This window comes from Pseudomonas sp. QL9, assembly GCF_041409665.1.
Taxonomy (GTDB): domain Bacteria; phylum Pseudomonadota; class Gammaproteobacteria; order Pseudomonadales; family Pseudomonadaceae; genus Pseudomonas; species Pseudomonas knackmussii.
This window is the reverse complement of record NZ_CP166971.1, coordinates 2,932,093-2,948,805: the sequence shown is the minus strand read 5'-3', so window position 1 is coordinate 2,948,805 and position 16,713 is coordinate 2,932,093. Positions and strand designations below refer to the sequence as shown.

Annotated in this window: 17 protein-coding genes; 10 read left to right on the top strand and 7 right to left on the bottom strand. The window is 65.4% G+C overall.

Features of this window, described 5'->3' with window-relative positions:
* Positions 1-108 precede the first annotated feature (108 nt).
* The 7 genes from ACA097_RS13935 to ACA097_RS13905 all read left to right on the top strand — a co-directional run bounded on the left by ACA097_RS13935 (position 109) and on the right by ACA097_RS13905 (position 8,099).
* On the top strand, positions 109-1,125 hold the full coding sequence (locus ACA097_RS13935; RefSeq protein ID WP_371370428.1) for an AraC family transcriptional regulator: 1,017 nt from the start codon (positions 109-111) through the stop codon (positions 1,123-1,125).
* Between the two features lie 274 nt (positions 1,126-1,399).
* Complete coding sequence (locus ACA097_RS13930; RefSeq protein WP_160288731.1) at positions 1,400-2,449, top strand: ABC transporter ATP-binding protein; 1,050 nt, start codon at positions 1,400-1,402, stop codon at positions 2,447-2,449.
* Positions 2,446-3,360, top strand: a complete 915-nt coding sequence (locus tag ACA097_RS13925) for an ABC transporter permease (protein WP_160288732.1) — start codon at positions 2,446-2,448, stop codon at positions 3,358-3,360. The genes ACA097_RS13930 and ACA097_RS13925 overlap by 4 nt, the downstream gene beginning before the upstream one ends.
* Positions 3,357-4,145, top strand: coding sequence for an ABC transporter permease (locus ACA097_RS13920; RefSeq protein ID WP_043256309.1), 789 nt, complete (start codon positions 3,357-3,359; stop codon positions 4,143-4,145). Before ACA097_RS13925 ends, ACA097_RS13920 begins: the two co-directional genes overlap by 4 nt.
* 40 nt (positions 4,146-4,185) lie before the next feature.
* A complete protein-coding gene (locus tag ACA097_RS13915; RefSeq protein WP_371370427.1) occupies positions 4,186-5,238 on the top strand; it encodes an extracellular solute-binding protein in 1,053 nt (350 codons plus the stop codon).
* A 397-nt stretch (positions 5,239-5,635) separates the two neighbouring features.
* A complete protein-coding gene (locus ACA097_RS13910; RefSeq protein ID WP_371370426.1) occupies positions 5,636-7,021 on the top strand; it encodes an APC family permease in 1,386 nt (461 codons plus the stop codon).
* Between the two features lie 46 nt (positions 7,022-7,067).
* Positions 7,068-8,099 (top strand): histone deacetylase family protein, encoded by a 1,032-nt coding sequence (locus ACA097_RS13905; RefSeq protein ID WP_043256315.1) that lies wholly within the window; start codon positions 7,068-7,070, stop codon positions 8,097-8,099.
* 93 nt (positions 8,100-8,192) lie between these two features.
* Here ACA097_RS13905 and ACA097_RS13900 read toward each other — a convergent pair whose 3' ends face one another.
* The 3 genes from ACA097_RS13900 to ACA097_RS13890 all read right to left on the bottom strand — a co-directional run bounded on the left by ACA097_RS13900 (position 8,193) and on the right by ACA097_RS13890 (position 10,853).
* Positions 8,193-8,567 (bottom strand): NirD/YgiW/YdeI family stress tolerance protein, encoded by a 375-nt coding sequence (locus tag ACA097_RS13900; protein ID WP_371370425.1) that lies wholly within the window; start codon positions 8,565-8,567, stop codon positions 8,193-8,195.
* A 132-nt stretch (positions 8,568-8,699) separates the two neighbouring features.
* On the bottom strand, positions 8,700-9,365 hold the full coding sequence (locus tag ACA097_RS13895) for a fumarylacetoacetate hydrolase family protein (RefSeq protein ID WP_043256319.1): 666 nt from the start codon (positions 9,363-9,365) through the stop codon (positions 8,700-8,702).
* 93 nt (positions 9,366-9,458) lie between these two features.
* Positions 9,459-10,853, bottom strand: a complete 1,395-nt coding sequence (locus tag ACA097_RS13890; RefSeq protein WP_160288736.1) for an FAD-binding oxidoreductase — start codon at positions 10,851-10,853, stop codon at positions 9,459-9,461.
* A gap of 190 nt (positions 10,854-11,043) precedes the next feature.
* Between ACA097_RS13890 and serA the strand changes: the two genes are divergently transcribed.
* Positions 11,044-12,273 (top strand): phosphoglycerate dehydrogenase, encoded by a 1,230-nt coding sequence (serA, locus tag ACA097_RS13885; RefSeq protein ID WP_371370424.1) that lies wholly within the window; start codon positions 11,044-11,046, stop codon positions 12,271-12,273.
* Between the two features lie 60 nt (positions 12,274-12,333).
* On the opposite strand, the gene ACA097_RS13880 is transcribed toward serA, so the two are convergent.
* Together ACA097_RS13880 and ACA097_RS13875 are read right to left on the bottom strand one after the other, a co-directional pair.
* On the bottom strand, positions 12,334-12,771 hold the full coding sequence (locus ACA097_RS13880) for a DUF4399 domain-containing protein (protein WP_371370423.1): 438 nt from the start codon (positions 12,769-12,771) through the stop codon (positions 12,334-12,336).
* A gap of 126 nt (positions 12,772-12,897) precedes the next feature.
* Positions 12,898-13,392, bottom strand: a complete 495-nt coding sequence (locus ACA097_RS13875) for a DUF523 domain-containing protein (protein WP_371370422.1) — start codon at positions 13,390-13,392, stop codon at positions 12,898-12,900.
* Positions 13,393-13,569: 177 nt separating this feature from the next.
* Between ACA097_RS13875 and ACA097_RS13870 the strand changes: the two genes are divergently transcribed.
* On the top strand, positions 13,570-14,121 hold the full coding sequence (locus tag ACA097_RS13870; protein WP_371370421.1) for a DUF6160 family protein: 552 nt from the start codon (positions 13,570-13,572) through the stop codon (positions 14,119-14,121).
* A gap of 9 nt (positions 14,122-14,130) precedes the next feature.
* Here ACA097_RS13870 and ACA097_RS13865 read toward each other — a convergent pair whose 3' ends face one another.
* Positions 14,131-14,742 (bottom strand): 2OG-Fe(II) oxygenase, encoded by a 612-nt coding sequence (locus tag ACA097_RS13865; protein WP_371370420.1) that lies wholly within the window; start codon positions 14,740-14,742, stop codon positions 14,131-14,133.
* Between the two features lie 99 nt (positions 14,743-14,841).
* On the opposite strand from ACA097_RS13865, the gene ACA097_RS13860 reads away from it, so the two are divergent.
* Positions 14,842-15,576 (top strand): hypothetical protein, encoded by a 735-nt coding sequence (locus tag ACA097_RS13860; RefSeq protein WP_043256328.1) that lies wholly within the window; start codon positions 14,842-14,844, stop codon positions 15,574-15,576.
* Between the two features lie 140 nt (positions 15,577-15,716).
* Here ACA097_RS13860 and ACA097_RS13855 read toward each other — a convergent pair whose 3' ends face one another.
* Positions 15,717-16,655, bottom strand: coding sequence for an alpha/beta hydrolase (locus tag ACA097_RS13855; RefSeq protein ID WP_043256330.1), 939 nt, complete (start codon positions 16,653-16,655; stop codon positions 15,717-15,719).
* Positions 16,656-16,713 lie beyond the last annotated feature (58 nt).

Here is a 16,713-nt window from a genome sequence, read left to right as displayed (position 1 = left end):
GCACAGCGCCTCTGAATCCTGGCTTAATCGGCATGCAGCGCTCGTTTTCCGGGCTAGATTCAGGCTAGCGCCCCGCTTACCGACCGCCATTCGACACGAGGGATATCGATGGCCACCGCCCAGCTTCCCGAACAGCGTACCCTGACCACCCTGCACACCGTGGTGCTGGCCACCGAAGTCCTCAGCCAGGCCGGGATTCCCCGCGATCTGCTGCTGGAGGGCAGCGGCATCGCCGAAGCGGATCTACGCACCGCGGAGAAGCTTGTCACCCACGCCCAGGAGCTGCGGGTCTTCGCCAATGCCCTGCAGTACTACCGGGACCCGTCGCTGGGGCTATACCTGGGCCTGCGCATGCACGTCTCGGCGTACGGCATCCTCGGTTACAGCATGCTCGCCAGCCGCACCCTGCGCGATGCGCTGCAACTGGCGCTGGCCTACCCGGACCTGCTCGGCACCTACTTCCGCCTGGCCCTGCAGGACCATGGCGACGAGGTCTGGCTGAGCGCCGAAGGCTATCGCTACGCCCCGGAACTGACGGTATTCAACACCGAGCTGTGCCTGACCTCGCTGCTTACCGTGGTGCGCGACCTGCTCGGCGAGTCGGTGCGCCCGCGCCGACTGCTGCTGGCCTACCGTCCCCCGCTACACGCCCACACCTACGCCGAGCGTCTCGGCTGCCCGGTGGAGTTCGGCGCCCCGACCAGCGCCCTGTGCTTCGGCCCGGCGCTACTCGACCGGCCCCTACCGCTGGCCGACCCCGTGAGCTGCCACAACGGCCTGCAACAATGCCAACGCCAGAGCGGCGAACTGAGCAGCCGCAGCGATGTGCTCGAGTTGATGCGCCGCCATCTCGCCAACCATCTGCACGAGAGCAGCAATCTGGACGCGGTAGCCAGGCACCTGCACCGCTCCAGCCGCACCCTGCGCCGCCATCTGCAGCAGCAGAACACCAGCTACCAGCAGGTGCTCGACGAGGTTCGCTACGACAAGGCGCGGCAGCTGCTCAAGGACACCGACCTGCCGATCTACCTGATCGCCGAACAGCTCGGCTACAGCGAAACCGCCAGCTTCCGCCATGCCTTCCAGCGCTGGAGCGGCTACAGCCCGAGCCTGTACCGGGGCTAGCCCGGCGCGACCGGAGGAGCGGATATCATCCGCGAATCGCGCCGGATGCTTCAGCTATCGCGGACAAGGTCCGCTCCTACATCGTGCTCATCCGTTTCAGACAAGGCCAATCGAAATGGCCCGACAACTTGGCCTCATTTATCCCTTATTGGCCTGTTCTATCGTTCTGCCCCCACGAATTGCCGGGCCATTATCAGGTCGCAGCTAGGTGAAGCGGTCGCAGAAACTGCAAAACCTCAACAATAACAACTGCTTAACTGCATGGTATTGAAGAATGACCAGCGCGATTGCGATTGAGCGAATCGGCATGGAATTCGGTACCCCCGGCCAAGGCCTCAAGGCCCTGGACGACGTGTCCCTGGACATCCGCGCCAACGAGTTCTTCACCCTCCTCGGCCCGTCGGGCTGCGGCAAGACCACCCTTCTGCGGCTCATCGCCGGCTTCGAACAACCCACCTCCGGCAGCATCCGCCTCTACGGCGAAGAAATGCAGGGTCTCCCGCCCTTCCGCCGCCCGGTCAACACCGTCTTCCAGAGCTATGCCCTGTTCCCGCACATGACGGTCGCGCAGAACATCGGTTTCGGCCTGGAAATGCAGGGCAAGCCGAAGAGCGAGATCGACGCCACGGTCAAGGCCATGCTCGAGCTGGTACGCCTGCCGGAAGTCGGCTCGCGGCGCGCCGACCAGCTTTCCGGCGGCCAGCAACAGCGCATCGCCCTGGCCCGCGCGCTGGCCAGCCGACCCAAGGTGCTGCTGCTCGACGAATCGCTCTCGGCGCTGGACCTGAAGCTGCGCAAGGAGATGCAGATCGAGCTCAAGCGCCTGCAGCACGAAACCGGCATCACCTTCATCTTCGTCACCCACGACCAGGAAGAAGCCCTGACCATGTCCGACCGCATCGCGGTGATGAGCAAGGGCAAGGTCCTGCAGATCGGCAGTCCGACCGAAATCTACGAAACCCCGGTCAACCGCTGGGTGGCCGACTTCATCGGCGAAACCAACTTCCTCGAAGGCACCGCGCACCCCAATGGCGTCCAACTGGCCGACGGCCAGGTGCTGTCCGCCAGCACCACGCTGCCGGGCAAGGTGACCCTCGCTGTGCGCCCGGAGCGCACCGAGCTGGCCCATGACGGCGAGCTCGAAGGTGTGGTCGAGAACATCGTCTACGTCGGAACCGACACCGTTTACCACCTGAACATCGCAGGCACTGGCGGCTTCCGCGTGCGCCAGCAGAACCGCGATGGCGCCCATACGCCGCATGCGCCCGGCTCGCGGGTACGCGTGCGGGTTCCCGGCAATGCCGTCCGGGTACTGGCCGAATGACGACGCTGCGCCAGCAAGCCGAGCGCAAGAGCCTGCGCGCCCGGCTGGCGCTGACCTCCCCGGCGATGATCATCCTCCTGGTGTTCCTGGTGCTGCCGCTGGGCATCATGTTCGCCGTGTCGGTCCAGGCACCGGGCGACTACGGCGGCGTGAAGTGGGGCCAGCACACCGTCGAGGCCTACATCAACTTCCTCTGGGAACGCGATCTCGATGACGCCCTGGTGTTCAACACCGACTACCTGGGCATCTTCCAGCGCTCCTTCTGGCTGTCGCTGATGACGACCATCGGTTGCCTGCTGATCGGATTCCCCACCGCGCTGTACCTGGCGCTGCAGGACGAACGCCGGCGCAACATGCTGCTGTTCCTGGTCACGGTGCCGTTCTGGACCAACCTGCTGGTGCGCGTGTACGCCTGGATCCTGCTGCTGCGCAATGGCGGCCTGATCGACGAAGGCCTGCACAAGCTGGGCTTCAGCGACGCGGCCATCGGCCTGCTGTACACCGATAACGCGGTGATCATCGGCCTGCTCTACACCTTCCTGCCGTTCATGGTGCTGCCGATCTACACCAGCCTGGAGAAGATGGACTGGCGCCTGGTGGAGGCTGCCTTCGACCTCGGCGCCAACCGCTGGAAGGCCCTGCGGCGGATCATCATCCCGCTGTCGATGCCCGGCGTCGTGGCCGGCTGCATCCTGGTGTTCATCCCGGCGCTGGGCAACTACATCATTCCCGAGCTGCTGGGAGGCGGTAAGTCGCTGATGATCGGCAACCTCATCCAGCTGCAGTTCGGCACGGCGCACAATTGGCCGTTCGGCGCGGCACTGTCCTTCGCCCTGCTCGCCTTCGTGCTGATCGCGATGCTGATCTACAGCCTCCGCTTCAAGCAGGGCGCCGCCGGAGGTCATCCATGAATTCGCTCAATCCGCTCTGGCGCTTCGCCGGCGTGCGGCCGGCCGCCTGGCTGTTCTTCGCCTTCCTGTATGTGCCGATCCTGGTGCTGGTGGTGCTGAGCTTCAACAGCGGCCAGTCGGCCACCCTCTGGGAAAGCTTCAGCTTCAAGTGGTACGCGGTGGTGGCCAACGATCCGGAGATCGTCCGCGCGGCGAAGAACTCGCTGATCGTCGCCAGCCTCGCCACGCTGTTCTCCACTGCTCTCGCCACCCTGGCGGCGCTGGGCATGCGCGGCCGCGCCTTCCGTGGCCAGAGCCTGATGAACGGGGTGATCGGCCTGCCGCTGCTGGTGCCTGAGATCGTTACCGCGGTGGCCACGCTGATGTTCTTCGCCTTCATCGGCCTGAAGCTGTCGCTGTTCACCATCCTGCTGGCCCACGTGGTGTTCTGCATTCCCTTCGCCTACCTGCCGATCCGCGCCCGCCTGGAGGGCATGGACCCGCGCCTGGCGGAGGCCGCCGCCGACCTCTACGCCTCGCCGTGGAAGGCCTTCTGGAAGGTGACCTGCCCGCTGCTGATGCCCGGCATCCTTTCGGGGGCGATGCTGGCGTTCATCATCTCGATGGACGACTTCGTCATCACCTACTTCGTCGCCGGCGCCGGGGCCACCACCCTGCCGGTGTATATCTTCAGCTCCATCCGAATGGGGATATCACCGAAGATCAATGCCATTTCCTCGATAATTCTTCTAATTTCCATCGCGTTCGTTGCGTTGTCGTACTACGTCGGCCAGCGCCGGCGTTGACTGCCTCCCTAAAAAAACTACTCGCACAGGAGCTTCACCGATGACCATCCGCCGCCTTCCCCTGGCCATCAAGGCCGCCGCCCTGGCCGGCCTGACCCTGGTCAGCCAGGCTCACGCCGAGGGCACGCTGCACTTCGCCAACTGGTCGGACTACTTCCCGCCGGAGCTGCTGAAGAAGTTCGAGAAGGACACCGGCATCCACGCCACCCTGGACGCATATGACAGCAACGAGACCCTGCTGGCCAAGCTGAAGGCCGGTGGCGGCGCCTACGACGTGGTGGTTCCGTCGGACAGTTTCATCGAGATCTTCGTCAAGGAAGGCCTGCTGCAGAAGCTCGACAAGTCGCAGCTGCCGAACCTGGCCAACCTCAAGGACAAGTTCAAGACCCTCTCCTACGATCCGGGCCACGACTACACCGTGCCCTACCTGTGGGGCACCACCGGCTACACCTACGACAGCGCCAAGGCGCCGGGCGGCAAGTTCGAGGAGAGCTGGAAGCCGTTCTTCGAGCCACCGGAAGACTTCAAGGGCAAGGTGGTCGCGCTCAACTCCGTCGACGACATGTGGGCGCCCGCGACCTACTACGCCGGCGTCGACGAGTGCACAGAGGATCCGAAGGAAGCGCAGAAGGTCCTCGACCTGATGCTCAAGCAGAAGCCGCTTCTGGCCATGTACAACAGCGACGGCACCATCGAGCGCATGGCCGCCGGCGAAGTCTGGATGCACCAGCAGTGGAACGGCGCCTACCACCGCGCCCACGCCCAGCGCGCCAGCCTGGTGTACGTCTATCCGAAGGAAGGCATCCGCCTGTTCATCGACAACCTGGCCATTCCCAAGGACGCCACCAACGTCAAGGAAGCGAACATCTTCCTCAACTGGATGATGCAGCCGGAGAACATCGCCGCGGCCTCCAACTTCGCCAAGTACAACAACGCCATCACCGGCTCCGAGAAGTTCATGGACAAGGAGCTGTTCGACGACCCGGCGATCAACACCCCGGCCGACAAGCTCGACCGCCTGAAGCCCTTCAAGCTGTGCTCGCCGAAGTCCCTGGCGCTGCGCGCCAAGGTCTGGACCAAGCTGAAGAAATAAGCCCGAGGCAATGCGGCGGACAGGCTGTCCGCCGCTGCGCCTGACAGCCAATTTGGCCACTTCGATCCCTTTTTGACCCTTTGCAGGGTTCTTCCGGGACAGGATCGGTTCTAGAGTCCGGGAGCTCGCCCAGGGAATGGTCGCCAGGGCCGCGATCGCCGAAGCCAGTACGTGTCGGCATCCAGGAAAAGCACCAGCGAGCATCCACAAGAACAACACCGAGATTGCTTCATGATCAGCCCCTGCAGCACCCCGGCGCGCGCCTTGCACCGCGCCCGCACCTTCCTCGCCCATCTGTCACGTCGGCAGCGCTGCGGCTAAGCCGCCCGCACCGCCCCGCGCCGGCTGCCAAGCCGCGCACCCGCATCACAACGACAAGACTCGCGAGGAAACATCCATGGCCAGCGAACAGATCGCTCGTTTCGGCAGCACTGCCGACACCCCCAACGCCCCGGCGGACGCCCGCCTGAAACGTATCCTGGGCCTGCCCGCCCTGGTCTTCTTCGGCCTGGTCTACATGGTTCCGCTGACCATGTTCACCACCTACGGCGTGGTCACCGAGATGACCGGCGGCCGCACCGCCACCGCCTACCTGATCACCCTGCTGGCGATGCTCTTCACCGCCGCGTCCTACAGCTTCATGGTGCGTAAGTATCCGATCTCCGGCTCGGCCTACTCCTACACCAGCCTGAGCTTCGGCCCGGCAGTCGGCTTCCTGTCCGGCTGGTCGCTGCTGCTCGATTACCTGTTCCTGCCGATGATCAACTACCTGCTCATCGGCCTGTTCATGAACATCGCCTTCCCGGAAATCCCGGCCTGGGTGTTCGTGGTCGGCTCCATCGCCCTGGTCACCGTGCTCAACGTGGTCGGCATCAGCCAGGTGGCCGGCATGAGCAACCTGATCGTCGGCGCCCAGCTGGTGTTCATCGTGGTGTTCGTCGCCATGTCGCTGAAGAGCCTGGCCGGCGCCCCGACCCTGGACTTCGCCGCGCCCTTCGTCGGCGACGGCAGCAAGCCCGGCTTCGCCCCGCTGATGGCCGGCGCCGCGGTGCTCTGCCTGTCGTTCCTGGGCTTCGACGCCGTCTCGACCATGGCCGAGGAAACCCGTGACGCCCGCCGCGACATCCCCCGCGCGATCATCATCACCACCGTGATCGCCGGCCTGCTGTTCACCCTGCTGGCGATCATCAGCCAGCTGGTGTTCCCCGGCAGCGTGTTCCAGAACGCCGACTCGGCAGCCAACGAAGTGATGCTCAAGGCCGGCGGCCAGTTCCTCGGCAACTTCTTCACCGCCGCCTACATCGCCGGCTGCATCGGTTCGGCGCTGGCCTCGCAGGCCTCGGTGTCGCGCATCCTGTTCACCATGGGCCGCGACGGCATCCTCCCGCGCAGCCTGTTCGGCACCCTGCACGCGCGCTTCCAGACGCCGGTCGTAGCGATTCTGGTGGTTTCCGCCATCTCCCTGCTGGCGGTGGTGCTGGACCTGACCACCCTGGCCTCGATGATCAGCTTCGGCGCCCTGGTGGCCTTCTCGGTGGTCAACCTGGCGGTGATCCGCACCTACCTGGGCAAGGAAGGCCGGCGCGCGCCTGCCGACCTGCTGCTCTACGGCCTGGTGCCCTTCATCGGCCTGTGCCTGACGCTGTGGCTGTGGACCAGCCTGTCGCAGCTGACCCTGGTGGTCGGCCTGAGCTGGTTCGCCGTCGGCTTCACCTATCTGGCGGTGCATACCGGCGGCTTCCGCCGCAAGGCGCCGAGCGTGAACTTCGAAGAAAACGCCTGATCCCAGGAACCCACCGGGCGCCAAGGGGCGCCCCCAGGAGCGCATGATGTTGACGATCTACACGGACGACCATCGCTTGCACCACGGCCAGCACGAGCTGATCGGCGGCAAGTTCACGCCCTGCTTCGAGAAGCCCAGCCGCGCCGACATGGTCCTCGATCGGGTCAAGGCGGTCGGCCTGGGCGACATCCAGGGTCCGCGAGACTTCGGCCTGGAGCCGATCCGCCGGATTCACACCGAAGGCTTCGTCAACTTCCTGCAACACGCCTGGCGCGACTGGGTGGCCACCGGCCGCACCCACGACATGCTGCCGATCGCCTGGCCAACCCGCCGCCTGCGGCAGAAGGAGCCGGACAGCATCGACGGCCGCCTGGGCTACTACAGCTTCGACGCCGGCGCGCCCATCACCGCCGGCACCTGGCAGGCCGTCCTAAGCTCGGTGAACGTGGCGCTGACCGGCCAGGCCGAACTGGCCAAGGGCGCTCGCTCGGTGTTCAGCCTGTGCCGTCCGCCGGGACACCACGCCTCGGCCGACTACATGGGCGGCTACTGCTTCTTCAACAACGCCGCCATCGCCGCCCAGGCAGTGCTCGACCAGGGCACCGCGCGCGTGGCGATCCTTGATGTCGACTACCACCACGGCAACGGCACCCAGGACATCTTCTACGACCGCGCCGACGTGCTCTTCACCTCGATCCACGGCGACCCGCGCTTCGAGTACCCGTACTTCCTCGGCTACGCCGACGAGAAGGGCCAGGGCGTCGGCGAAGGCTTCAACTTCAACTACCCGCTGGCCTCGGGCAGCGACTGGTCGGTGTGGAGCCTCGCGCTGCAGGCGGCGATCCGCCAGATCTCGGCCTACGCGCCGGACGTGCTGATCGTTTCGCTGGGCGTGGACACCTTCAAGGAAGACCCGATCTCGCAGTTCAAGCTGGATTCGCCGGACTACCTGCGCATGGGCGAAGCCATCGGCAAGCTCGGCCTGCCGACCCTGTTCGTCATGGAAGGCGGTTACGCGGTGGAAGAGATCGGCATCAACGCGGTGAACGTTCTGCAGGGCTTCGACAGCATCGGCTGACGGCCTGTGGGAGCGAACTCCTACGAAAGAACCAAAAGCAAAAAGGCCGCGCCGGGGATGGGGTTCCCGGCGCGGCCTTTTTGCTGGAGCGGGTTACTGCAGAACTTCGACGCGATCCACGTCGATCTCGACGCCCTTGCGCTCGTGGTCAACCTCACCGGTCAGACGCACCTTGGTCTTCTCTGACACATCGACGCCCTGCGGCCAATCCTCGTGATCGATCTCCACCTGCATGCTGCCGGTGGCGTCCTTGAACTCGTAGTGCTCGCCGTGCAGGCGCTTGACGATGGTGCCCTCGAGCACCGCCGGGGTGTCGTCCGCCGCTTCCTTGGCCGCCTTCACGGTAGTCACCTGGGTGGTCGGTGCCGGCTTCGCCGCTTCGCCGTTCGGGCCAGTGTAGCCGGCGGCGAAGGCAGTGCCGGAAAGCAGGACGCACGCGGCGATCAGGGGAAATTGGATACGGGTCATGAAGGAGCCTCCTGGCTGTTTTCGTTGGACCCAGCCTAGCCAGCCCAACTGAAACCAGCCTGAATCGGCTTTTGGCCCAGGCTGAAATGACAAAGGCCGCCTCGAAGGCGGCCTTTGCCAGTGGAGCCAGGTTTAGAGCACGCGGCTCTCGAAGCGGCTGGCGCCGGGAAGCTCCAGCACCAGGTCGCTGCCACGCTCCAGCGGACCGACGCCGACCGGCGTGCCGGTGGACACCACGTCGCCCGGTTGCAGCGAGAAGTGCCCGGCGATGTGCTGGATCAGCGGCACGATCGGATTGAGCATGTCGCGGCTGTTGCCGTCCTGGCGGACGACGCCGTCGATGGTCAGGCGGATGTCGATGTTGGTCGGATCGGGGAAGCGATCGGCGCTGACGAAGGGCGCCAGCACGAAGGCGCCGTCGAACGACTTGGAAAGCTCCCACGGCAGGCCCTTTTCCTTCAGCTTGGCCTGCACGTCGCGCAGGGTCAGGTCCAGCGCCGGGGCGTAGCCGGAAATGGCGTCCAGCACCTCTTCGACGCTCGGCTTGCGCGACAGCGGCTTGCCGATCAGCACGGCGATCTCCGCCTCGTAATGCACGACACCACGATCATCGGGGATGGCGAAGCCGCCTTCCTGCGACACGGTGCAGGAGCCGGGCTTGATGAACAGCAGCGGCTCGGTGGGCACCGGGTTGTTCAGCTCCTTGGCGTGCTCGGCGTAGTTGCGCCCGACGCAGACCACCTTGCCCAGCGGGAAGTGGATGCGGGTGCCGTCGACATACTGATGCTGGTAACTCATGACCGACTCCTGACGGAATGTGGGGTGGCGCTGCCGGCCGCCCGTGGCCGGCCCGGACAAGCAAAGGGCCGGAAGACCGGCCCTGCTGGGGTGTTACTCGGCGAAGATCTTGCCGGGGTTCATGATCCCGTTCGGGTCGAACACCGCCTTGACCGCCTTCATGTAGCCAATCTCGGCCTCCGAGCGAGAGTACCCCAGGTAGTCGCGCTTGGTCATGCCCACGCCGTGCTCGGCGGAGATCGAGCCGTTGTACTTCTGCACGGTCTCGAACACCCACTGGTTGACGGTCGCGCACTTGGCGAAGAACTCGTCCTTGGTGAGGTTCTCGGGCTTGAGGATGTTCAGGTGCAGGTTGCCGTCGCCGATGTGGCCGAACCAGACCACTTCGAAGTCCGGGTAGTTGGCCTCGACAATGGTGTCGATGTCCTTGAGGAAGGCCGGGACCTTGCCGACGGTGACCGAGATGTCGTTCTTGTACGGAGTCCAGTGCGAGATGGTCTCGGAGATGTACTCGCGCAGCTTCCACAGGTTCTGCAGCTGCTGCTCGCTCTGGCTCATCACGCCGTCCAGCACCCAGCCCTGCTCGACGCAATGCTCGAAGGTGGCCAGCGCCTCGTTGGCCACTTCCTCGGTGGTCGCCTCGAACTCCAGCAGCGCGTAGAACGGGCAGTCGGTCTCGAAGGCCGCCGGCACGTCGCCACGGGCCAGGACCTTGGCCAGCGCCTTGTCCGAGAAGAACTCGAAGGCGGTCAGGTCGAGGCGGCTCTGGAAGGCGTGCAGCACCGGCATGATCGAATCGAAGTCAGGGGTGCCGAGGACCATCGCGGTGAGGTTCTTCGGCGCGCGCTCCAGGCGCATGGTGGCTTCGACGACGAAACCCAGGGTGCCTTCGGCGCCGATGAACAGCTGGCGCAGGTCATAGCCAGTGGCGTTCTTGATCAGGTCCTTGTTCAGCTCGAGCAGGTCGCCCTTGCCGGTGACGACCTTCATACCGGCTACCCAGTTACGGGTCATGCCGTAGCGAATGACCTTGATACCACCGGCATTGGTGCCGATGTTGCCGCCAATCTGGCTGGAACCTGAGGACGCGAAGTCCACCGGGTAGTACAGGCCCTGCTCCTCGGCGAACAGCTGCAGCTGCTTGGTCACCACGCCCGGCTGGCACACCACGGTGCGGTCGAAGGCGTTGAAGTCGAGGATCTTGTTCATGTAATCGAACGACACCACCACTTCGCCATTGGCGGCAACGGCGGCGGCGGAGAGCCCGGTACGCCCGCCCGAGGGCACCAGACCGATCTTGTGCTCGTTGGCCCAGCGCACCACGGCCTGCACCTGCTCGATGCTCTTGGGGAAGGCGATGGCCAGCGGCGCCGGGGCGAAATGCTTGGTCCAGTCCTTGCCATAGGCTTCGAGGGAATCGGCGTCGGTCAGCAGCTTGCCGGGCTCCAGCAGGGGCTTGAGCGATTCGATCAGGGCTTCGCGGGTCATTCGGGAACTCTCAAATGGTTCATGGTCGTCCTGAGAACAGCTCAGGTCGCAACCGGGCAAGGGAAAGGGAGAACATGCTAGCATACGCACCCCACGCAGATCGCCACTTGGCGCCGAGCTGCGGCACCGGCCGGTTCGGCCAGAGCTGTTCATTTTCTAGCCATTATCCCGGGACTACAGGTTCAAGCAGATGAGCAAGACTTCTCTCGACAAGAGCAAGATCAAATTCCTCCTCCTCGAAGGCGTACACCAGAACGCCGTCGACACCCTCAAGGCCGCCGGCTACTCGAACATCGAGTACCTCAAGGGCGCGCTGTCCGGTGAAGAGCTGAAGGAAAAGATCGCCGACGTACACTTCATCGGCATCCGCTCCCGCACCCAGCTGACCGAGGAAGTCTTCGACGCCGCCAAGAAACTGATCGCGGTGGGCTGCTTCTGCATCGGCACCAACCAGGTCAACCTGGACGCTGCCCGCCAGCGCGGCATCGCAGTGTTCAACGCGCCCTACTCCAACACCCGCTCGGTCGCCGAGCTGGTGCTGGCCGAAGCCATCCTGCTGCTGCGCGGCATCCCCGAGAAGAACGCCTCCTGCCACCGCGGCGGCTGGATCAAGTCGGCGGCCAACTCCTTCGAGATCCGCGGCAAGAAGCTCGGCATCGTCGGCTACGGCTCGATCGGCACCCAGCTCTCGGTCCTGGCCGAAGCCCTGGGCATGCAGGTGTACTTCTACGACACCGTGACCAAGCTGCCGCTGGGCAACGCCCAGCAGATCGGCAATCTGCACGAGTTGCTCGGCATGTCCGACATCGTCTCGCTGCACGTGCCGGAGCTGCCGTCCACCCAGTGGATGATCGGCGAGAAGGAAATCCGCGCCATCAAGAAAGGCGGCATCCTGATCAACGCCGCCCGCGGCACCGTGGTCGAGCTGGACCACCTGGCCCAGGCAATCAAGGACGAGCACCTGATCGGCGCCGCCATCGACGTGTTCCCGGTCGAGCCCAAGTCCAACGACGAAGAGTTCGAAAGCCCGCTGCGCGGCCTGGATCGCGTGATCCTGACCCCGCACATCGGCGGCTCCACCGCCGAGGCCCAGGCCAACATCGGCCTGGAAGTGGCCGAGAAGCTGGTCAAGTACAGCGACAACGGCACCTCGGTGTCCTCGGTCAACTTCCCCGAAGTGGCCCTGCCGTCGCACCCGGGCAAGCACCGCCTGCTGCACATCCACGCCAACGTTCCGGGCGTGATGAGCGAGATCAACAAGGTGTTCGCCGACAACGGCATCAACATCTCCGGCCAGTACCTGCAGACCAACGACAAGGTCGGCTACGTGGTGATCGACGTCGACGCCGAGTACTCGGACCTGGCGCTGGAGAAGCTGCAGCACGTCAATGGCACCATCCGCAGCCGCGTGCTCTTCTAAGCGCTGCGCGATACGAAAAAGGGAGGCCTCGGCCTCCCTTTTTTCATGCCTTCGCGCAGGCTATTGGACGTTCACGGTGATCGGCTTGGACTCCACCGGCGGATCGAAGGGCACGTGGTTCCGGTCACCCAGCAGCAGCTGCAGGGTGTGCTTGCCCGGCGGCAGGGTGAGCTGGGTTTCGGTCTGGCCCTTGCCGAAGTGGCGGATGTTGTCGTTCGCCGGCAGCGGCATATCCATCGACGGCTGCTCCTTCAGGTCGACCAGCAGGTGATGGTGCCCGGAGTTCGGCGCGGCCGAACCGGCCGGGGCGACGCTCATGCCGTCCAGGCCGAACTTGACGGTGAAGGTCTTGCCGACGGTGGCGCCGTCCTGCGGTTCGATGAAATACACCTTGGCGTCCACGGGGGACGGCGTGCGTGGCATGCCGGCCGCCAGGGCAGCGCCGGTGGCGAGCAGCAGCAGACCGGCAAGACCCAGGCTAGGCAGTGAAGGTTTCATGTAGGGCTCCTGAAGGACAGATTGCGGAGAGCCGGCAGGCCGTCACAGCCGAACCCGCCGGGGAAGCCCTTTCAGCATAGACGCGCCGTTCAGGTACGGGCTCGAGCCTCGCCGAAAGTCGCCCTCTTAGCCACCCGCTTCCAGCCCGGCCAGGCAAACTGCGGCTGCGTCCAGCTCCTCTTCGCTGAACACCAGCACGCCCATCCGTTTGAGCGCCGCAGCCGTCACGCCTTCGCCCTCCACGCGGTGCCCGGAGAAGCTGCCGTCATAGTTCTCGCGGTTGCCGCAGGACGGGCTGCGCGCCTTGAGCACAGCCAGGCGGATACCGTGGCTGTGTACCAGCTCCACGGCGCGCTCGGCGCCGCGCACGAAAGCATCGGTGACGTCCTCGCCCTCCACGGTCACGACCTGGACCAGGCCATCCAGCACCCTGCCACCTTGGCCGCCTGCAATCTCCGCCGGCGGACGCGGCGTTGGCAAGCCACCCGCGACCTCCGGGCACAGGGCGACTACCCGCCCCTGCGCCTGCCAGCGCTCGAGCAGATCGAAGGGACCGTGGCTGCCCCCGTCGTAGCGCACCCGATGCCCCAGCAGGCAGCGGCTGACGAGAATCTTCTGCATGGCTGAAGCTCCATTTTCGATCGGCACAGACTAGCCCGCTCAGCCGAATGGGTCATCCGGATCAGATCGCCGGCCGCGCGGCCCATCCTTCGGCTGGAACTGCCGGACTGTCGTGGCGCAGCGCCAGAACGCCGCGCAGACTGCCACGCTCACTGCCACCGCGAGGGACACGCCATCATGTTCGCCAGCCTGAATCGCCTGCCGGCGCTCTGCGCCAGCCTATTGCTCTGCAGCGCCGCCCAGGCGGCCATGGAACCGCTGGACAACGAGCACCTCGGGCACATCAGCGGCCAGGACGGGCTGAGCATCCGCGCCAACGTCCAGGCGAGCATTGGCAAGGCGGCCTGGATCGACAACGGCGGCAGCGTCTCGCTGCGCAATGTGAAGATCGACAACGGCTGCACCAGCGCCGCGCTGTGCCCTGACGGGCGCGGTGGCGCCTTGGCCTTCGGTCCGGCGCAGCTCGGCCTCAGCCTGCCGATCTTCGGCATCGAGCTGCCGACCCTGGCGGTGGACGTCGTACGCGGCGCCAGCGGCCAGCAGCAGTTGGCGCTGACCCTGCCGGACCTGACCAGCATCAACAAGCAACTGAACGCCAGCGGCCTGCCCTCGCAGACCATCCGAATGCGCGTGGCTGGCGACCTCTACGTCGGCGAAGGAAGGCTCGGCAGCATCGAAGTGCGCGACATCCAGGACATCAGCGGGACCCTCCGCATCTGGGGCCACTGAGCCCCAGAATCAGGCGCGGCGGCGGAACCAGCCGGTCAGCGACAGCCGTTCGCGGTTGGCCGGCAGCACTTCATGGGGGAAGTCGGACGAGAGGAATAGCACCAGACTGCCACCCAGCGGCGGCACCTCGCGCTCGGCGCCATCGGGCAGGTACAGGCGCAATTCTCCGCCATCCTGCGGCTGCCAATCGTCGTTGAGATAGAGCACGGCTGAGACGGTGCGACGGTCGTCATCGCGGAAACGATCCAGGTGCTTCTGGTAGAACGCCCCCGGCGGATAGAGGGCGAAGTGGCACTCGAAGTCTTCCAGACCAAGGTACAAGCCGCGATTGAGCGCTTGTCGCAGGTAGTCCATCAATTCCAGATAACGGTCGCAGGCCGCCGATTGCCCCGGCTCCAGCCACTGGATGTGGTCGCCGCGAATGCCTTCGCGCACCGCCTGCCCAGCACCACGGCCGACCGAAGCCGCGGCCAGTTCACCGGCCTCGGAACGGGCTCGACACTCGGCTGCGAGAGCTCCGGTCAGGTCACTTGGGAGGAAGACGCTCTGCATCGACCAGCCCTGCTCGGCGATGTCGTCGACCAGGTGCTGCAGCAGCGGGGAATCGGGAGTCGGGTTCATCCGCTATTGTAACGCCGGCCACAAGCGCCTCGACAAGCGAGGGCAGGCTTGCAGACAATAGCCGCGGCAATGGACCGCACCGCCAGGAGGACCCCCGAGTTGCGCGCACTGCTAGCCCTAGCCCTGCTGATGCTGGGCCTACCCGTCCTGGCCGATGACTACCTGCGCCTGTACCAGGCCGCCGGCTGGCCGGAACAGCGCGCGCATTTCAACGATGCCCTGCACGCCGCGCAGCAACGCTACAAGGCCAGCCTGCCGCAGGCGCTCTACCAGGCCCTGGTGGACAACAGCAACCAGCGCTTCGCCCCCGATCAGATCGACGCGCGCGCACTGGCCGGGCTACGCAGCAACCTGGCCGACAGTGCGCCCGCACTGGCCTTCTTCGAATCGCCGCTGGGCCACAAGGTCAGTGCAGCGGAGACCCTAGCCACCCGCCATGACCAACTCGCCCAGTACGCCAATGGTCTACCCCGACAGCAGGCCAGCGCACAGCGCCAGCAGCTCATTCAGCGCCTGAGCCAGGCGCTGCCTGCCCGTGAAGCGGGTGCGGAAGTCAGCCTGGCTCTGGCCGGAGTGGCTGCCGACAGCCTCAGCCAGATGCTCCCGGGCCTGCTCGGCCAGGGCAACGGCATGCTCGAAGGACAGCGCCAGAATCTGATGCAGCAGATAGGCGCCGACCTAGACAACACCCTGCTGTACGTCTATCGCAGCCTCTCCGATGCAGAGCTGCAGCAGTTCGCCGACTTCGCCGAATCGCCTGCCGGCCGCGCCTACTACCAGGCGGCCCTGGCGGGCGTGCGCGCCGGACTCGCCGCGGCACCTGCAAATCCCTGACAGGGATCAGACGCGTCCTACGCGCCATGAGGCGCCTTCCGCAGTAGCGAGCCGCTATCCTGCGCCCGCCGTGGAAGCAGAGGTGGCGCCGCAGGAGCAGGCGCAAGGATTCAAGGACATCGCCTCTATTCCCCGGTCCCTCAACTGAGGCGCTCGCCGAGAAACTCCAGGTAGCGCCGCCGCAATGCCTCGCTCTCATTGGCCAGATGGTGCCGCGCACCGGTCAGCAACAAGCACTCGATGCGCTCGAACTTGTCCTCCAGCACCTTCAGGTTGTAACGCCAATCCACTGTTTCGTCGGCGTCGCCCTGCACCACCAGCAGGCTGCGGTCACTGGCTGACGCCGCTTCGATGCGCGGAATCCAGCGCGCCAGCGCGCCGACCCAGGCGGTAGGCAGGATGCGCGGTTGCAGCGGGTCACGATCACGGAGGAAAGCGAGAAACTCGGCGTCGTTGGAGTTATCGGTGAATTTGCGCGGTATGGAGCCGACAAAGGGCTTCAGCAGCTGATAGCTCAACTTCGACCAGCCCCAGGCACGTGGCCGCACCAGCGGTGCCAGCAGCAGCGTGTGGCCCAGTTCTGGGCGCGGCGCGCCGGTCAGCAGATAGTCGAGAAGTATCGCGCCGCCGGTGCTCTGCCCGCAGAGGTGCCAAGGCAGCGGCAACTCCAGCGCCTCGGCCTGGCCGAGCAGGCCGGTGAACACCGCCTGGTATTCGGCAAAATCGTTGATGCTGGCCGCCGCGCCATTGGACAAGCCATGCCCCGGCAGGTCGCAGGCCAGCACCGCAAAACCCAGTCCCAGTGCCCATTCGACGAGATGGCTGAACAGGCCCATGTGGTCGTAGTAACCGTGCAGCAGCACCACGCTGCCGCGGGCTTGCGCAGGGCGCCAGTACTGGGTGGCGATGCGATAGCCGGCACACTCGAACACGCCCAGGCGGCTGTCCACACCGGGATGCCGTTCGCGCATGTCGAGGCCGTAGTAGGCCTGGTAGGCGAGGATCTGGTGGTCCATCACGGCCGCGGCCAAGGGTCGCAGACTGTGACGCAGCGAATCGGGCTGGAAGGCTTCTGGCATCGGGGTTTCCGCTGATAACGGGGCGCAAGGCCGAAGGCCGTGGCAACTTCTGCCGCAG